General features: G+C 43.2%; 18 protein-coding genes. 15 read left to right on the forward strand and 3 right to left on the reverse strand.

The genetic code is table 11. The annotated features are described in order from the left end of the window. The first annotated feature begins 39 nt into the window (after positions 1 to 39). Entirely contained in the window at positions 40 to 1,380 is a 1,341-nt protein-coding gene (locus C5Z25_RS08925; protein ID WP_105452306.1) for a dihydrolipoyl dehydrogenase family protein, read from the forward strand. Positions 1,381 to 1,526: 146 nt separating this feature from the next. Here the strand turns inward: C5Z25_RS08925 and C5Z25_RS08930 are convergent, their stop codons facing one another. From C5Z25_RS08930 to C5Z25_RS08940, 3 genes are all read right to left on the reverse strand, one after another. Next, positions 1,527 to 2,858, reverse strand: coding sequence for a C1 family peptidase (locus C5Z25_RS08930; RefSeq protein WP_105452307.1), 1,332 nt, complete (start codon positions 2,856 to 2,858; stop codon positions 1,527 to 1,529). Positions 2,859 to 2,934: 76 nt separating this feature from the next. Beyond that, positions 2,935 to 3,618, reverse strand: a complete 684-nt coding sequence (gene rpiA, locus C5Z25_RS08935) for a ribose-5-phosphate isomerase RpiA (RefSeq protein ID WP_105452308.1) — start codon at positions 3,616 to 3,618, stop codon at positions 2,935 to 2,937. A gap of 48 nt (positions 3,619 to 3,666) precedes the next feature. Continuing rightward, positions 3,667 to 3,948, reverse strand: a complete 282-nt coding sequence (locus C5Z25_RS08940) for a GNAT family N-acetyltransferase (protein ID WP_105449843.1) — start codon at positions 3,946 to 3,948, stop codon at positions 3,667 to 3,669. Between the two features lie 138 nt (positions 3,949 to 4,086). On the opposite strand from C5Z25_RS08940, the gene C5Z25_RS08945 reads away from it, so the two are divergent. The 14 genes from C5Z25_RS08945 (at position 4,087) to rplK (ending at position 15,666) form a co-directional block, all read left to right on the forward strand. Continuing rightward, the gene (locus C5Z25_RS08945; protein WP_105452309.1) at positions 4,087 to 4,623 is read left to right on the forward strand and encodes a dCTP deaminase/dUTPase family protein; all 537 of its coding nucleotides are present in this window, start codon (positions 4,087 to 4,089) and stop codon (positions 4,621 to 4,623) included. Positions 4,624 to 4,737: 114 nt separating this feature from the next. Next, positions 4,738 to 6,114, forward strand: a complete 1,377-nt coding sequence (gene radA / locus C5Z25_RS08950; protein WP_105452310.1) for a DNA repair protein RadA — start codon at positions 4,738 to 4,740, stop codon at positions 6,112 to 6,114. 20 nt (positions 6,115 to 6,134) lie between these two features. Then, complete coding sequence (locus C5Z25_RS08955) at positions 6,135 to 7,316, forward strand: PIN/TRAM domain-containing protein (RefSeq protein WP_105452311.1); 1,182 nt, start codon at positions 6,135 to 6,137, stop codon at positions 7,314 to 7,316. A gap of 163 nt (positions 7,317 to 7,479) precedes the next feature. Next, positions 7,480 to 8,970: a glutamate--tRNA ligase gene (gene gltX / locus C5Z25_RS08960; RefSeq protein ID WP_105452876.1), complete on the forward strand. Its 1,491-nt coding sequence runs from the start codon at positions 7,480 to 7,482 to the stop codon at positions 8,968 to 8,970. 301 nt (positions 8,971 to 9,271) lie between these two features. After that, a complete protein-coding gene (gene cysS / locus C5Z25_RS08965; protein WP_105452312.1) occupies positions 9,272 to 10,684 on the forward strand; it encodes a cysteine--tRNA ligase in 1,413 nt (470 codons plus the stop codon). Position 10,685: 1 nt separating this feature from the next. Beyond that, positions 10,686 to 11,096, forward strand: a complete 411-nt coding sequence (locus C5Z25_RS08970) for a Mini-ribonuclease 3 (protein ID WP_105452313.1) — start codon at positions 10,686 to 10,688, stop codon at positions 11,094 to 11,096. Beyond that, entirely contained in the window at positions 11,086 to 11,865 is a 780-nt protein-coding gene (gene rlmB / locus C5Z25_RS08975; RefSeq protein ID WP_105452314.1) for a 23S rRNA (guanosine(2251)-2'-O)-methyltransferase RlmB, read from the forward strand. Before C5Z25_RS08970 ends, rlmB begins: the two co-directional genes overlap by 11 nt. Positions 11,866 to 11,867: 2 nt before the next feature. Then, positions 11,868 to 12,410: a YacP-like NYN domain-containing protein gene (locus C5Z25_RS08980; protein ID WP_105452315.1), complete on the forward strand. Its 543-nt coding sequence runs from the start codon at positions 11,868 to 11,870 to the stop codon at positions 12,408 to 12,410. A 191-nt stretch (positions 12,411 to 12,601) separates the two neighbouring features. Beyond that, positions 12,602 to 13,159, forward strand: a complete 558-nt coding sequence (locus C5Z25_RS08985) for a sigma-70 family RNA polymerase sigma factor (RefSeq protein ID WP_105452316.1) — start codon at positions 12,602 to 12,604, stop codon at positions 13,157 to 13,159. A 65-nt stretch (positions 13,160 to 13,224) separates the two neighbouring features. After that, the gene (rpmG, locus tag C5Z25_RS08990; RefSeq protein ID WP_105449850.1) at positions 13,225 to 13,374 is read left to right on the forward strand and encodes a 50S ribosomal protein L33; all 150 of its coding nucleotides are present in this window, start codon (positions 13,225 to 13,227) and stop codon (positions 13,372 to 13,374) included. Between the two features lie 11 nt (positions 13,375 to 13,385). Beyond that, complete coding sequence (gene secE / locus C5Z25_RS08995; protein WP_105452317.1) at positions 13,386 to 13,571, forward strand: preprotein translocase subunit SecE; 186 nt, start codon at positions 13,386 to 13,388, stop codon at positions 13,569 to 13,571. Positions 13,572 to 13,678: 107 nt separating this feature from the next. Beyond that, a complete protein-coding gene (gene nusG / locus C5Z25_RS09000; protein ID WP_105449852.1) occupies positions 13,679 to 14,227 on the forward strand; it encodes a transcription termination/antitermination protein NusG in 549 nt (182 codons plus the stop codon). 24 nt (positions 14,228 to 14,251) lie between these two features. Beyond that, on the forward strand, positions 14,252 to 15,139 hold the full coding sequence (locus C5Z25_RS09005; protein ID WP_105452318.1) for an alpha/beta hydrolase: 888 nt from the start codon (positions 14,252 to 14,254) through the stop codon (positions 15,137 to 15,139). A 101-nt stretch (positions 15,140 to 15,240) separates the two neighbouring features. Further along, positions 15,241 to 15,666, forward strand: a complete 426-nt coding sequence (gene rplK, locus C5Z25_RS09010; RefSeq protein WP_105449854.1) for a 50S ribosomal protein L11 — start codon at positions 15,241 to 15,243, stop codon at positions 15,664 to 15,666. The last annotated feature ends 60 nt before the right edge of the window (positions 15,667 to 15,726 follow it).

Consider the following 15,726-nt stretch of genomic DNA (forward strand, 5'->3'; position numbering starts at 1 on the left):
ACAACTCGTTGGCTGAGCTAATTTTTGGGAGGAAAACTAATGACTAAATCTAATTATGATTTTGACGTTTTATACCTTGGTAGTGGTCACGGTACTTTTGATGGGGCCATTCCATTAGCTGCTAAGGGGGTTCGGGTCGCAGTTGTTGAACCGGGCTTAATTGGGGGGACTTGTCCTAATCGTGGTTGTAATGCCAAGATTACGTTGGACGCCCCAGTTGCGTTGCAACGGCAATTAGCTGCGTTAAAACCAGTTTTAACAGGGACAACTAAGATTGACTGGACGGCTAATATGGCGCATAAAAAGGCCGTCATTGAAGGATTACCAGCTGCAATTGGTGGACTATTGACTAATAGTGGTGTGCACTTAATTCAAGGTCGAGGGACGTTGGTTGATGCGCACACGGTGAATGTTGGGTCACAAACGTGCACGGCTGAAAACATTGTTTTGGCAACGGGACTGCATTCGCACCGGTTAAATATTCCCGGGGCCGACTTATTACATGATAGTACGGACTTCCTGAGCTTAACGAAGCTACCCGCACAATTAACCATTATTGGTGGTGGCTACATTGCGTTAGAATTTGCGACAATTGCCCAAGCAGCTGGGAGTGCGGTTACTTTAGTCTTACGTGGCAAACAAGCGTTGCGCCATTTTTATCAGCCATACGTTGAACAGCTCTTACAACAGTTAACGATTAAGGGTGTGAAGATCTATCGTGAAACAGTGGTGACGGCGGTTAAACGAGTTGGTGATCAGTGCCAAGTTGAGACTGATACACAGCCAACTTGGTCAACTGATTGGGTCTTAGATGCAACGGGACGGGTACCAAATGTTGAAAATCTGGGCTTAGAAAAGGTCGGTGTGATCTACAATGCTAAGGGCATCGTGGTTAATGATCATTTACAAACCAGCGTCCCTAACATTTACGCCTCAGGTGATGTGATTGATAAAGTGCAACCACGCTTAACGCCGACTGCCATATTTGAATCGACGTATCTGATGCATACGTTTGCTGGTGAAACGACGGCACCAATTGATTACCCAGCCATTCCAACGGTGGTCTTTACATCACCAAGATTGGCGCAGGTTGGGGTCACTGCCGAGACTGCCTTAGCGCACCCTGACCAATATCGAGTGGTTACTCATCACGTTCCTGATGATTGGTATCGCCAAGTGGGACAAGAAACCAGCGGCGATAACTGCTTGATTTTTGATCAAGACCAACATTTAGTTGGTGCGACTGAAGTCAGTGATCAAGCGGCGGATGTGATTGATACCTTGCTTCCAGCCGTTACGTTCAAGTATGGTCCGGCGCAATTTGAACGACTCATTCATTTATTCCCAACGATTTCAGCTTCAGCTTGGGGTCAACTGTAAAAATTTAAAGCGGAAAAAACTGACTTGTAATGCACGTTTCAGTACCTTTGAGGGTAGATACAAAATAGTCGCTTCAAGAATTTGCTGTGAACATTCTTGAAGCGACTATTTTTTTGACCAAATCTTGTTTGGTGTTGTGTTTTAACTTAAGCTAAGGCACCCATTGGATCCCAAGGAGCCAAAACAGTTGGTTCTTCAGCTTGCGCTGCTTTCAAATCAGCCGTTAAGAATTGCTTGTTAACGACGACTTGATAGCAATATTCATCGAGCCAAGCATCACTCATAACGAAGAAGCCCTTGGTCCCAACTTTATCGCCCCAGCTATTTTCAACCTTCCATTTTGTTGGTTGACCATTCACTAAGTCGACACCGGTAATGACCATGGCATGAGTCATTAAGCTTTCGCCATAATCGAGCCGTTCAGCTTTTGACATGGCTAAATCGACGTCGAATAATTCATCTTTACGATAAACATCGGTTGCCATAATGCCTTTTTGCCGGTCTGAAGATTGCCCAACGTCACAACCAAACCAGACACTTTGCCCAGCTTGTAATTGCTTGATTGCCAATTGCTTGAAGTCAGCCATTGAAACGTTTAAATGCTTAACTGCACGACCGCCCAAGACATTTCCTAACATTTCGATGGTGTAGGTGTGGTTATATGGCTTATCATCAGTTGGGGCATTGATGATTGAAACGTAATCATCTAAGTTCCAGCCAATGTATTTTTTAAAGAAGCTTTGAGGGGTAAGGCCTTGATCAATGTGATAGTTTTTATCGTCATCGCGGTATTCCCAGTCGAATTCAGTAACAGGTTCACCAAAAGCCATTGCTAACATGCGATAAACTTCATTCAACATCTTTTCTTTGCGGTCTTGAATATCAGCGGCGCTCGTTTTAGCAGCGACTAATTCACGCAATTCAACGGCATCTTTACGGAGCTTTAAGTTAAGGGTGCTATTAATTTCAGCGGATTTAGAACTGTTATAAGTTTCAGGCATGACACTCTTAGGCACAATCCCATATTTTTGAATAAGGGCAACTAACATGTCCCATTGACCACCATCTTGTTGGGGGGTCGTCATTAACCAAGCCACTTTACGGCTACTAGTAGGTTCATCTGCGGTGGCTAAGACATTTTCGTAGAAGTAGTTCGCCTTTTCGAACTTGTCCCAGAAAAAGGTATAGTTTTGTGATAATTCAAAATCTTTTAACTTGAATTGGTCAGCCAAAGCATGGCGCATCGTATTCAATGCGGCAAACATCCAGCAACGGCCACTTTGTTTTTGGTTGGCAACGCTCCCGGTATCCAAATCAATTGAGAAGACGGGGGTTGTTTGACCCATGGCTTGAATATCTTGGCTACTAGCCAAAATACCATTCTTAGTGACACTGCGTTCGATGACTTTCGCATCGGCACGTTGATCTAAATCAGCTTGAAAATTAGCGATTTGATCCATACTAATTGCTTTACTCAAAAAATCACGCTCCTTTAATCTGTTTCTAATTGTAGCGGTTTAATGGCTCACCGGCAAGTGATGTGGTTAGTAAAAATTAAGGCCGGACGTTAATGATTTCCGGACCATCAGCATGACCGACAATGACGGTATTAACCATATCTAAGAAAAGTCCGTGTTCAACGACGCCGACCATGTGAATTAAATCATCGGCGAGTGCGTGCGGGTCTGCAATTGGGTCAATTTGTAAGTCAATGAGATAATTATTAGAATCCGTACGAACAAATTCACCATTAACTTTACGAAAGACAGGATGATAGCCGCGAGAAGCCATTTTTTCGAAGACATGTTGACTGCCATAAGGGATGACTTCAACGGGTAACCCAAAGGCACCCAAGTGGTCGACTAATTTGCTTTCGTCAACGATCCACATGACTTTGTCGGAATTAATGGCAACAATTTTTTCAAATAATAGCGCGGCACCGCCACCTTTGATTCCTTGATAGGTGGCAGAAATTTCGTCTGCCCCGTCAATCGTGAGGTCAAGGTGATCGACTTCATCCACGGATTTCATCGGAATACCTAAGCTTTTGGCTTGTTCAGCCGTGCGGTTAGAGGTTGAGACGCCAACGATGTTGAGATGTTCAGATTTAATGCGTGCACCAAGGGCATCAACCATGAACTTCACGGTTGAACCGGTACCTAAGCCAACTTGCATGCCATCTTGAACGGCAGCCGCAGCTTTTTGACCGACGAGTTGTTTCAATTGATCTTGTGTCATTTGCGGGACTCCTTTGTATAAAATCACTGATTTTTAAAATGCATTAAGTTAGGGTTGAACTAAACAGTCGGCGTATTCAGGATGCCGGTCGAAGAAGGCTTTGGCATATGGACATAGTGGCTGCAACTGTTTGTGTGACTCCCGGGCGGCGTCAATCACAGCTAAAGTCAATTGAGCAGCGAGGCCTTGATGACCAAAATCATCACGTACGAAAGTATGTTCAATGACCCAAGTTTGGTCTTGATTAATGGCGGGAAAAGTAATTTCGCCAGCGAGTTGCCCCTGCTGGTCATTAAAGTAAAAACGATGTGGTTCACGGATGAATTCCATTGCTATCACCACCTTGTAAAGGGTTTTATAACTTAAGGTAATTAAACCGATAAATGCCCGTTTTGTCAACGATACTCTGAGTGAAAGTATGGTAAAATGTGAACACTATCATTAATTACAGAAAGCAGGCATTTTAAGATGGCACGTGGATTTAAAATTGTTCAAAAATATGCAGCCCAAGACTTACGGTTGCCTTATCGCACCACAAAAAAAGCCGCTGGGTATGATTTTGAAGCTGCGGTTGATTTTAAGCTACCTTCAATTTGGAAATTAAACTTTATTAAAGTGCTTTGGCAGTTACGCCATGGTACACCTAGTTCGACCGCCGACTTGGTCGCAGCTACGAAGACGCTAAAACCGTTTTTAGTGCCAACTGGGATCAAAGCTTACATGAATGATGATGAATACTTACTCTTAGCCAATCGATCCAGTAATCCTTTAAAGCGAGGGTTGATTCTACCGAACGGGATTGGTGTCATTGACGCTGATTATTATGATAATCCGAATAATGAAGGTGAGATTTTTATTCAACTGATTAATTTTGGTATTCAAGATGTTCAGATAAAAAAAGGCGAACGGCTTGCACAGGGAATCTTTACGCCATATTTAACGGCAACCGATGAGACAACGGTTAAGACGACTAGAACCGGTGGTTTTGGGTCGAGCGGAAAATAGCTAAAAAAGAGTTAAAACAAGGTAAATTGACGGTTTTCAGCGTTATTAATGGTAAAATAAAAGTTATATGGGTTTAATCATTAGTTTAGCGGTTGGATTGGAGGAAACGGGTTAGTGGCAAAAGTTAAAACACAGTTTGTTTGTTCCAATTGTGGGTATTCCACACCACGGTATCTGGGGCGTTGCCCTAACTGTGGCGAATGGAACACGTTAGTTGAAGAACATGTTGATAAGCAACCTGATCGTAAGTCACGTGTGAGCTTTGCTGGAAAGACAGCAAAACCCCAACGACTAAAGGAAGTTTCACTGACTAAAACCCCTCGGGTTAAGACCAAGTTAAATGAGTTTAACCGGGTCTTAGGTGGCGGGGTTGTGCCCGGTTCGCTGGTCTTAATTGGTGGCGATCCTGGGATTGGTAAATCCACCTTGCTGTTACAAGTTTCAGGCCAACTTGCTGACACTGGTGGCTCAGTGCTCTACGTGACTGGTGAAGAAAGTGCTTCGCAAGTGAAGATGCGCGCGGACCGGTTAAAGGTTGAAAGCGAAGATTTTTACTTGTATCCAGAGACGGATATGGCAAATATTCGGGCGACTATTGAAGCAACTAATCCGCAATACGTCATTATTGATTCTGTTCAGACCATGCAAGAGCCTGATGTGCAATCGGCGATTGGGTCGGTTGCGCAAATTCGTGAAATTACCGCTGAGTTATTGCAAATTGCGAAGACCAACGGCATTACTATTTTTATCGTTGGGCACGTGACTAAGGGTGGGGCCATTGCTGGACCGAAAATTTTGGAACATATGGTGGATACCGTCTTATACTTTGAAGGCGACTTACATCATACGTACCGGATTTTAAGAGCCGTTAAGAATCGGTTCGGGTCAACGAATGAACTGGGGATTTTTGAGATGCGAACGGGCGGGTTATTTGAAGTCGCCAATCCGTCTGAAATCTTCTTAGAAGAACGTTTAAAGGATGCGACGGGTTCGGCAATTGTCGTTTCAATGGAAGGCACCCGACCTATCTTGGTGGAGGTGCAAGCGTTAGTGACGCCAACCGTCTTTGGTAATGCCAAACGGACAGCTAGTGGGTTGGATCATAATCGTGTTTCGTTGATTATGGCAGTCCTTGAAAAGCGGGCGAGCTTGATGTTACAAAATCAAGATGCTTACCTAAAGGCAGCCGGTGGCGTAAAATTAGATGAACCAGCGATTGATTTAGCGATTGCCGTGAGTGTGGCTTCCAGTTATCGAGATCAACAAACACGCCCTAGTGATTGTTTCGTGGGTGAAGTTGGGCTAACAGGTGAAATTCGACGGGTCAATCGGATTGAACAGCGGGTTGGTGAAGCTACAAAATTAGGATTCAAGCGAATCTTTATTCCAAAGAATAATCTGCAAGGCTGGGATATTCCTAAAGAAATTGATGTGATTGGAGTTGCCACGTTAAAAGAAGCACTACAATTAGCATTACAACAGCCAAATTAAATAACAAAGGGGCTGACGCCATGAAGAAGTTAACGGTACGACTCGTATTCGTGATAGTCGGTGGGACGTTAGGATTAACTTACTTACCGTTTCTATGGGCCACGATTTGGTCGCAACCAAATCCATTATTAAACAATCTTTTTACTGATTTTTTGCTTGGGGCATTAATTTTGTGGGTGCTGTCATTATTCTTAGCGAATGCAGCAGTCAAACTAGTGGATCGAGTCGAAAAGAATTTATCAAAGCAAAATCCGATGACCTTATTATTCGGGAGCGTTGGGTTCATTATTGGGTTACTGATCGCGGTTCTGATTTCGCAATTATTCAATCGTAGTCCATTATTCTTATTGAACACGGTCGTCCCGATAATTCTGATGCTGTTCTTTGGTTATATTGGGGCCCGAGTTGGGACCACCCGAATTGATGAATGGCGGAAGGTCTTTAATTTTAAACGGCGTGAAAAAGAAACGTCACCTGAAATTACGGATGCGCAGCCCGATCAAAATTATCATCATTATAAAATTTTGGATACCAATATTTTAATTGATGGTCGGATTTATGATTTAGTGAAGACTGGGTTTCTGGAAGGCACTTTGTTAGTGCCTAACTTTGTGTTGTACGAGTTACAATACATTGCGGATTCAGCGGATAGCATCAAACGTGTTCGCGGTCGCCGGGGCTTAGATATTTTGAATAAGCTACAAAGTGACCACATTATCCCAGTTGAAATGTATAAAGGTGACTTTGAAGATATCCCGGAAGTCGACACTAAATTAATTCAGTTGGCTAAAAAAGTGAATGGCGTCATTGTGACTAACGACTATAATCTCAACAAAGTCATTGAATTTCAAAATGTGCAAGTGCTCAATATTAACCAGCTCGCAAAATCCTTAAAACCCCGGGTCATTCCGGGTGAAGAGATGACGGTCATGGTTGTTAAAAATGGTAGTGAACGGCAACAAGGGGTTGGCTATCTTGATGACGGTACGATGATTGTGGTCGAAGACGGTAAGTTCTATATCAATGAAAAAGTTGACGTGGTGGTTACGAGTGCCTTACAAACGGATGCTGGCCGAATGATTTTTGCACGGTTGGCACACGCTAATCGTGGTATTTCAGCTAAGTCAGATAGTGATAATGGGCATAACAAGTCTCGCGAACGGACGACCACTAATCAGCGACATAAGTCGACGAAATCCTAGTCAAAACTTTATTTTTAAGGATAAACATTGTAAACTAAACTAGTAGTCTGTTTATTAGGACCGTTCGTGGTTGCTAATGAACGCGCTTCGGCAATTTTGCCGAAAAATGAATGCAAGTTAGCATTTATATTGTAATAAAAATATGAAAGAGGCGTTAATGACATTGGCAAAGAGCAAGATTCGTGTGCGTTACGCACCAAGTCCAACTGGCCATTTACACATTGGTAATGCTCGGACAGCGTTATTTAATTATTTGTTTGCCCGGCATAATAAGGGTAAATTCATTCTGCGAATTGAAGATACTGATTTAAAGCGGAATATCGCAGATGGCGAAAAGAGCCAAATGGATAATTTGGCTTGGTTAGGGATTGATTGGGATGAAGGTCCTGATAAGGGCGGCGACTTTGGTCCTTACCGTCAATCTGAACGGAAATCACTTTATGATCCTTTGATTCAACAATTGATTGATGAAGGTAAGGCTTACGAGTCTTATATGACCGAAGATGAGTTACAAGCCCAACGTGAAGCCCAAAAGGCGCGTAAAGAAATGCCACATTACGTGTATGAATTTAAAGGCATGACTGAAGATGAAAAAGCGGCTAAGATTGCAGCAGCTAAGGCGGCTGGGGTTACCCCGGTTATTCGTTTCCACGTCCCCGAAGCACAAACTTACGCTTGGGATGATATGGTTAAAGGTCACGTTTCCTTTGAATCCAAGACTGTTGGTGGCGATTTCGTCATCAAAAAGCGGGATGGCATGCCAACGTATAACTTTGCCGTGGTAGTTGATGACCATTTGATGCAAATTAGCCATGTTTTCCGTGGTGATGATCACGTTGCCAATACGCCTAAACAATTAATGATTTATGAAGCCTTCGAGTGGGAAGCACCTAAGTTTGGCCACATGAGCCTAATCATCAATACCGAAACGGGTAAGAAGTTAAGTAAACGTGACGAAACAGTGCTTCAATTCATCGAACAATATCGTGAATTGGGTTACTTACCAGAAGCCATGTTAAACTTCATTATCTTATTAGGTTGGTCACCAGTTGGTGAAAGTGAATTGTTCACCAAGCGTGAATTCATCAAAATGTATGATGAAACCCGTTTGAGCAAATCACCAGCCGCTTTTGATGGTAAGAAGCTCGAATGGATTAACAATCAATACGTTAAAAAGGCCCCTGAAAATGAGATTTTCTCAATGTCAATCCAACAATTGATTAAAGCTGGTCGGTTACCTAAGCGTCCAGATATGAATACGATTGAATGGACCCGGACGTTAGTCTCATTATTTAAGCACCAGATGAGTTACACTGGGCAAGTGGTTGAATTGTCCGATCTATTCTTTAACGGCCCCGCTGAAATTAATGATGAAGCGAAAGCTGAGTTGGCAGTGGAAACGGCGCCAACGGTCTTAAAAGAATTCCGGCAACGAATTGAAACGATTGATGTCTTCGAAGCTACTGAAATTCAAAAGACCATCAAATCAATTCAAAAAGATACTAAGATCAAAGGTCGTCAATTATACATGCCAATCCGGATTGCGGTTAGTCATGAAATGCACGGTCCCGAATTACCAGAAACGATTGAATTATTAGGTCGCGAAACTACGATGAAGCATTTAGATGCAATGATCGCAACTTTAGCAAAATAACTGTTTGATAATAAGAGCAACCTTGGAAAGTCCTCAGAGAGCGACGGTAACTGTGAAGTCGTGACGCCTCAAGTTGCAGTGCGATTATCAGCTGAACAGGCGGGTGGCCGTTATCCCAGTAATGAGACCGGTCCGCCGGTGAAGCAAGAGTGGAAACACGCGTCAAGCGTCTTTTGTATCAGAGGAAGTTATTCCTTTGATATTAAAGGCGCTTTTTTGGCACCACGCCTCAAGTGGGCCGGTGACATGTTAAACTAAAGCAATCTAAAAATTATGATAAGTTGAGAGGAGCTGGTCAGTAATGTTATCAGTATTTAATACCCTAACCCGGCAAAAGGAACCCTTTAAGTCAATTACCCCAGGTGTGGTTAAAATGTATGTCTGTGGTCCGACCGTTTATAACTATATTCATATTGGGAATGCCCGTTCGGCAATTGCCTTTGACACGATTCGGCGATATTTAGAATATAGTGGCTATCAGGTCGATTACGTTTCCAATTTTACCGATGTGGATGATAAGATGATCAAACGTGCGGCCCAAGACCAGACTACAGTGCCAGCGATTGCTGATCGATTTATTAAAGCTTTTATGGCAGATGCTCAGGCAGTCAATATAGAACCGGCGACGGCCCATCCCCGGGCTTCGGAAAACATTCCTGAAATTATTGCTTTCATTGAAGCTTTAATTGCCAAAGATTATGCGTATGAATCAGCTGGCGATGTCTATTATCGAACGCGCCGGTTCAAAAACTATGGTCAGCTTTCGGATCAACGAATTGATGATTTGGAAGTTGGTGCTAGTCAACATACCGCTGATGAAGAAACTGATCGCAAGGCTGATCCGATTGACTTTGCACTCTGGAAAAGTGCGAAACCAGGTGAAATCTCATGGTCATCACCATGGGGCGCAGGTCGCCCAGGCTGGCATATTGAATGTTCAGTGATGGCGACGAAGTATTTAGGGGCGACGATTGATATTCATGGTGGGGGGCAAGATTTGGAATTTCCACATCATGAAAATGAAATCGCACAAAGTGAAGCGAAGACTGGCCAAAAATTTGCTAACTATTGGTTACACAACGGGTTCGTCACAGTTGGTGACGATAACGAAAAGATGAGCAAATCTTTAGGTAATTTTGTAACGGTTCATGATATTATTAAACAGGTCGATCCGCAAACGCTACGATTCTTTATGGCAACGACGCAATACCGGCGGCCGATTCAATACAGTCAAAAGAATTTAGCCGAAGCTGCGAATAATTTAAGTAAGTTACAAAATGCTTTTACCAACTTAACTTACCGGCTAAAAGATGCAGTGGCTGGTACTGATGTATCTGTAACAGCGCAACTGGCGACCTTGACGGCTCATTTCGTCACGGCGATGGATGATGATTTCAATGTGCAAAATGGGATTGCTGCGGTTTATGAATTAGCTAAGTTAGCGAATATCTATGCGGCTAAACCGGTCGTTCAAGTGGCAACGCTAGAAGCCTTGATTGCCCAATTAACTCAGTTAGTACAGGTTTTTGGGGTTAACTTGAAGACCGAAACGACCACTTTAGCAGATGCTGATATTCAAGCCTTAATTGCGGCACGTGAAGCCGCTCGTCAAGCGAAAGACTTTGCCAAAGCGGATCAAATTCGTGATGATTTAAAGGCCCAAGGGATTGTCTTGGAAGATACGCCCCAAGGGGTCCGGTTCAGAAAGGATTAATATGACAGTTGATTATCAACAATTAAATGGGATTGCTTTAGCCTATCTAGGGGATGCGGTTTATGAACCGTTTATCCGGCAACATTTAATTGAAATCGGGTATACTAAACCCACGAAACTACATCACCATGCGACTCATTATGTGTCTGCTAAAGCACAAGCAGCATTGATTAAGCGGATGCAGGCTGAGGAGATTTTAACGGCAACCGAAACGGATGTTTTCAAACGTGGTCGGAATGCTAAAAGCCATACGTCGGCGAAACATACCGATGTGTTAACGTATCGAATTTCAACGGGGTTTGAAGCAATTTTTGGTTATTTACAGCTAACGGCACAGACGGAACGGATTGCCACGTTAGCAAATTGGTGTATCACACAAGTCGATGAAGGGAGGCTTTCAAATGTCAACTAACAATGAACAACCCACTACTGATCAGGAACCAGCTGATTTTGTGATCGGCCGTCATCCAGCCATGGCAGCCATTAAGAGTGAACAACAAATTAATAAAGTCTTTATTCAAAGTGGCCTACAAGCCGATGTTTTAAATGATATTGCTAAGATTGCTAAGAAACGTCATCTGATCGTCCAATATGTTCCAAAGCAAAAGTTAGATCGATTAACCGATAATGCAAATCATCAAGGGGTTGCAGTCGGGGTGGCTGCCTTTGAATACGCAACTATTGATGACTTGTTTGCGGTGGCAACGGCGAAACAAGAACCACCATTCTTTTTGATCTTAGATAATATTGAAGATCCTCATAATCTCGGTTCCATCATGCGGACTGCGGATGCTGCGGGAGTTCACGGCATCATTATTCCTAAGCGGCGAGCAGTTGGCTTAACGAGTACGGTCGCTAAGACGTCTACGGGCGCTATCGAACATGTCAAAGTTGCCCGGGTCACGAACCTCGTTCAAACCGTTAAAGAATTACAGACGGCTGGCCTTTGGATTTTTGGCACTGCAATGGATGGGACGGATTATCGGTGTTGGGATGCCAGCGGAGCCGTTGGGTTGATTATTGGTAATGAAGGTAAGGGGATTTCACCGTTGTTACAAAAGACCGCGGATGAGATGCTCACGATTCCGATGATTGGGCATGTCCAGAGTCTAAATGCCAGTGTCGCTGCTAGTTTATTGGTCTATCAAGGTTACACATCGCGCCATCCACTAGGAAATTAATGATGAAACAACAATTATTAATTGTGGATGCATATAATATGATTGGTAATTGGCCAGAACTGAATCGGCTGAAACAAAGCGAGCGATTGCCAGATGCGCGTGACGAGCTGTTGAATGTTTTGACCGAATATAAAAAAATCACTGGCTTAAATATTAGTGTTATTTTTGACGCCATGTATGTCCCAGGAAATTCAAAAAGGTACCGGCAAGCTGATTTAGAAATTGTTTGGACGAGTAAAAATCAAACGGCTGATAGTTATATTGAAAAGTATGCTGCTGAGCAACAATCGCGGGTGATGCAGGTGACGGTTGCCACTAGCGACCAAGCAGAACAGTGGGTTATTTTTTCAGAAGGTGCCTTGCGAATCCCGGCCCTAGAATTACGGAAACGCGTGCATGAAGCTTTGAAAGAAGTTCGGCATACTGCGGTACGTAGTCAGGATTTAGGCGCAGTGCGAAAGTCACCTTGGGATGCGCAACAATTGTCGGCTTTAGATCAATATCGGCAACAGTTAGAACGGGAACATTCGAAACATCATCATTAGTCAATTTATTGCTAGCAAAATTGTATTTTGATATGGATCAATAATAAGTCGAAACTTAATTAATTGTTTAACTGTTTTTTAGTATAAATCAAAAACGTACGTTCGCCTGTGCCGCGCTAAAGCCCCGTGTATATTCAGTTTGCAGACACTGGACGATGCGGCTTCTGTAATTCAGAAACGAGGAATACGATTTGAACGAACAGCAATTAATTGCGTTAGCAGCACAAGGAGACAATCAAAGTATTATTGATTTAGCTGAACAATATTTGCCGGTAGTTTTAAAGTTGCGCCGCCAGTACTTTATCCGAAATTACGATGAGGATGATTGGTTACAAGAAGCGCGAATTGCGATTCATCGGGCAGCTAGTGAGTATGATCAACGACACGCATGCAGTTTTGGCGCTTTTTACCGGTTGTTACTGAATAATCAAGTCATTGATTTGATTCGACGTTCGCAGGCGAAAAAACGACGTCCGGAACATGATATCTTATCTTTAGATATGGGAATGGATGATGGTAATGATGCCTTATTAGTGACCAATCTCATGGCAGTTGATATTGTGCACGTGCGTAATATCGTGGCTGAATTTGCGAAAGAATGTTCTAGCTTTGAAGGCCAAGTATTTACCGCCTTACTAGCTGGCTATTCACCGCAATATATCGCTCGTGATTTAGACGTCGGCTTAGCACCAGTTACTAATGCGGCCGATCGTTGTCGCCGTAAGCTTCGTCAGCAATTAGCAAGCTAGCATTAAATTGACATTCGAAAAATTCCATGATACTGTTAGACCTGATAATTATGGAGGTAGTATCGATGGCACATAAGAAAATTGCACTGGCATGTACGGTTTGTGGTTCGCGAAACTATACGATTGATGCCAATCCTAATCGAACTAACCGCTTAGAAGTTAAGAAATTTTGTAAGTTCTGTGGACAACATACACTTCATCGTGAAACGCGGTAGGGGGACTAACTATGCGATTATTTAAGTTTTTTGGATCAGTTGGACACGAAATGAAAAAGGTTACTTGGCCAACTTGGCGAGAAAATCGGCGTGATTCATGGACGGTTATCTCAACCTCGTTGTTTTTCGTGGCATTTTTCGCGTTATTTGATTGGGTCATCCAATTGCTTTTAAACATGTTAACGGCTTTGCACTAATGGCCTTTTAGCAATAAATTTGTTATAATATGGTTATTGAAAGAAAAACTTCGTCTTGGCGAAGTTTTTTTGTTTTACTTAAAAGACATTCTTAAAGGAGTTTAATCATGGTCGAATCTGTTGAAAAGAAATGGTATGTGCTACATACTTATGCTGGTTATGAAAACAAAGTTAGTTCTAACTTGGAATCACGGGTCCAATCAATGGGCATGGAAGACAATATTTTCCGAGTGGTCGTGCCAGAAGAAGAATCTCATGAAGTTAAAAATGGGAAAGATAAAGTTGAAATGAAAAAGGTCTTCCCCGGTTATGTCTTAGTAGAAATGGTCATGACTGACCAAGCTTGGTACATTGTCCGGAATACACCAGGGGTTACTGGATTCTTGGGGTCACATGGTCAAGGGAGTAAGCCAACGCCATTGTTACCAGAAGAAGCAGAAGATATTTTACATCAATTAGGCATGAGTGCGCGACATACGGAACTTAACGTTGAAGTTGGCGAACAAGTGACCATCATTGATGGGGCCTTTTCAGGCTTGGCTGGTGAAATCACCGAAATTGATACTGAAAAGTTGAAATTAAAAGTCAATATCAACATGTTTGGTCGTGAAACGAGTACAGAACTTGATTTCGACCAAGTTGATCAAATCCAATAATTTTAAATAAGCTGGTGGGCAAACATGTCACAATTAATCCTGATTATTATCGCGGTGATCATAATTGGCATGATCGGCCGCATCAGTTATAAGTTCTGGCAATATGGGCGACCACAACACTTAGCGACTGGTCAGCAACCGCAGACGGCCGATGATAGCGCAGTGACGTTGTTTATTCCCGGGTATGCGGGTAATCGGTTTTCATTTGGTCGGATGCTACAGCGGTTTGTTAGGGGCAAAATTGCGAATAAGTCGCTGGTCGTCTGGATTGATCGACACAACCATCTTCATGTGACTGGCCATTTAGACCCCTATCGACCGATGGTTCAATTAATTTTTGCAACGCCGCGCGTGGCCGTCCGTGCGCAAGCGGCCGGGGTCTTAGCGGTGGTTAAATATTTATTGGCCCACGAACATGTGCAGACGATGAATCTAGTTGCGCATTCCATGGGTGGGGTGGTTTTATTTCAATATTTAACGACTGCAGCGCGCTTGGCTAATTTGCCAGAGGTCCGCAAAGTGGTGACAATCGGGGCCCCGTTTAACGATAGTGAAGTGGGTCAAAACACTTATCCGATTGAAAATCATCCCCTAACGGCGACTGGTCCAACAACAACGACCCCCGTTTATAATTACTTTTTACGGACGTTACAACAGTTGCCAAATACGATTTCGTATTTAAATATTGCGGGTAATATTGGTGATAAGTTTCAAAGCGATGGGGCAGTTGCGCTGAATAGTGCCCTGTCATTACGTTTTTTATTGCGGACAACTGTTAATCGCTATCAAGAGTTTGTCGTGCATGGAAAAGATGCCCGGCACTCCCGATTGCATGAAAATTATGAGGTTGACCGGCAAATCATTCAGTTTTTATATCCGAATAAAATAAAAACGGTTGATGACGAAAAGTAGATATGCTACAATGATGCTTGTGCGTCACGTATGCACGTTCACGTGGGAGGAGCAAAAACTCTGCTCCATTTACCACATCACGGACTAAGGAGGAATGTCTCGTGGCTAAAAAAGTAGCTAACGTTGTTAAATTACAAATTCCTGCGGGCAAGGCAACACCAGCTCCGCCAGTTGGCCCAGCATTAGGTCAAGCAGGTATCAATATCATGGGCTTCACAAAGGATTTCAATGCGCGTACCGCTGATCAAGCAGGTATGATCATTCCCGTTGTGATTACGGTTTATGAGGATCGTTCATTCGACTTCGTTACCAAGACCCCACCTGCTGCCGTTCTTTTAAAGAAGGCTGCCGGTGTTGAACACGGTTCCGGTGAACCTAACACGAACAAGGTTGCTACGGTAACCGAAGCTCAAGTTAAGGAAATTGCTGAAACTAAAATGCAAGATCTAAACGCAGCTGACGTTGAAGCAGCTATGCGCATGATCGAAGGTACTGCTCGGAGTATGGGATTCACTGTCGAAGGCTAATTCAGTACCGAGAGTAGTCGGACACTTCATCAAAATGAATGTGTCAAGTGGGAGGAAATC

This window comes from Lactobacillus sp. CBA3605, assembly GCF_002970915.1.
Lineage (GTDB): Bacteria > Bacillota > Bacilli > Lactobacillales > Lactobacillaceae > Lactiplantibacillus.

Coding starts and splice junctions, on each gene's coding strand:
- C5Z25_RS08945 (WP_105452309.1), top strand. CDS start 4,087: ATGGCACGTGGATTTAAAATTGTTCAAAAATATGCAGCCCAAGACTTA.
- C5Z25_RS08970 (WP_105452313.1), top strand. CDS start 10,686: ATGACAGTTGATTATCAACAATTAAATGGGATTGCTTTAGCCTATCTA.
- C5Z25_RS08955 (WP_105452311.1), top strand. CDS start 6,135: ATGAAGAAGTTAACGGTACGACTCGTATTCGTGATAGTCGGTGGGACG.
- secE (WP_105452317.1), top strand. CDS start 13,386: ATGCGATTATTTAAGTTTTTTGGATCAGTTGGACACGAAATGAAAAAG.
- cysS (WP_105452312.1), top strand. CDS start 9,272: ATGTTATCAGTATTTAATACCCTAACCCGGCAAAAGGAACCCTTTAAG.
- nusG (WP_105449852.1), top strand. CDS start 13,679: ATGGTCGAATCTGTTGAAAAGAAATGGTATGTGCTACATACTTATGCT.
- C5Z25_RS09005 (WP_105452318.1), top strand. CDS start 14,252: ATGTCACAATTAATCCTGATTATTATCGCGGTGATCATAATTGGCATG.
- rpmG (WP_105449850.1), top strand. CDS start 13,225: ATGGCACATAAGAAAATTGCACTGGCATGTACGGTTTGTGGTTCGCGA.
- C5Z25_RS08940 (WP_105449843.1), bottom strand. CDS start 3,948: ATGGAATTCATCCGTGAACCACATCGTTTTTACTTTAATGACCAGCAG.
- rpiA (WP_105452308.1), bottom strand. CDS start 3,618: ATGACACAAGATCAATTGAAACAACTCGTCGGTCAAAAAGCTGCGGCT.
- C5Z25_RS08925 (WP_105452306.1), top strand. CDS start 40: ATGACTAAATCTAATTATGATTTTGACGTTTTATACCTTGGTAGTGGT.
- rlmB (WP_105452314.1), top strand. CDS start 11,086: ATGTCAACTAACAATGAACAACCCACTACTGATCAGGAACCAGCTGAT.
- C5Z25_RS08980 (WP_105452315.1), top strand. CDS start 11,868: ATGAAACAACAATTATTAATTGTGGATGCATATAATATGATTGGTAAT.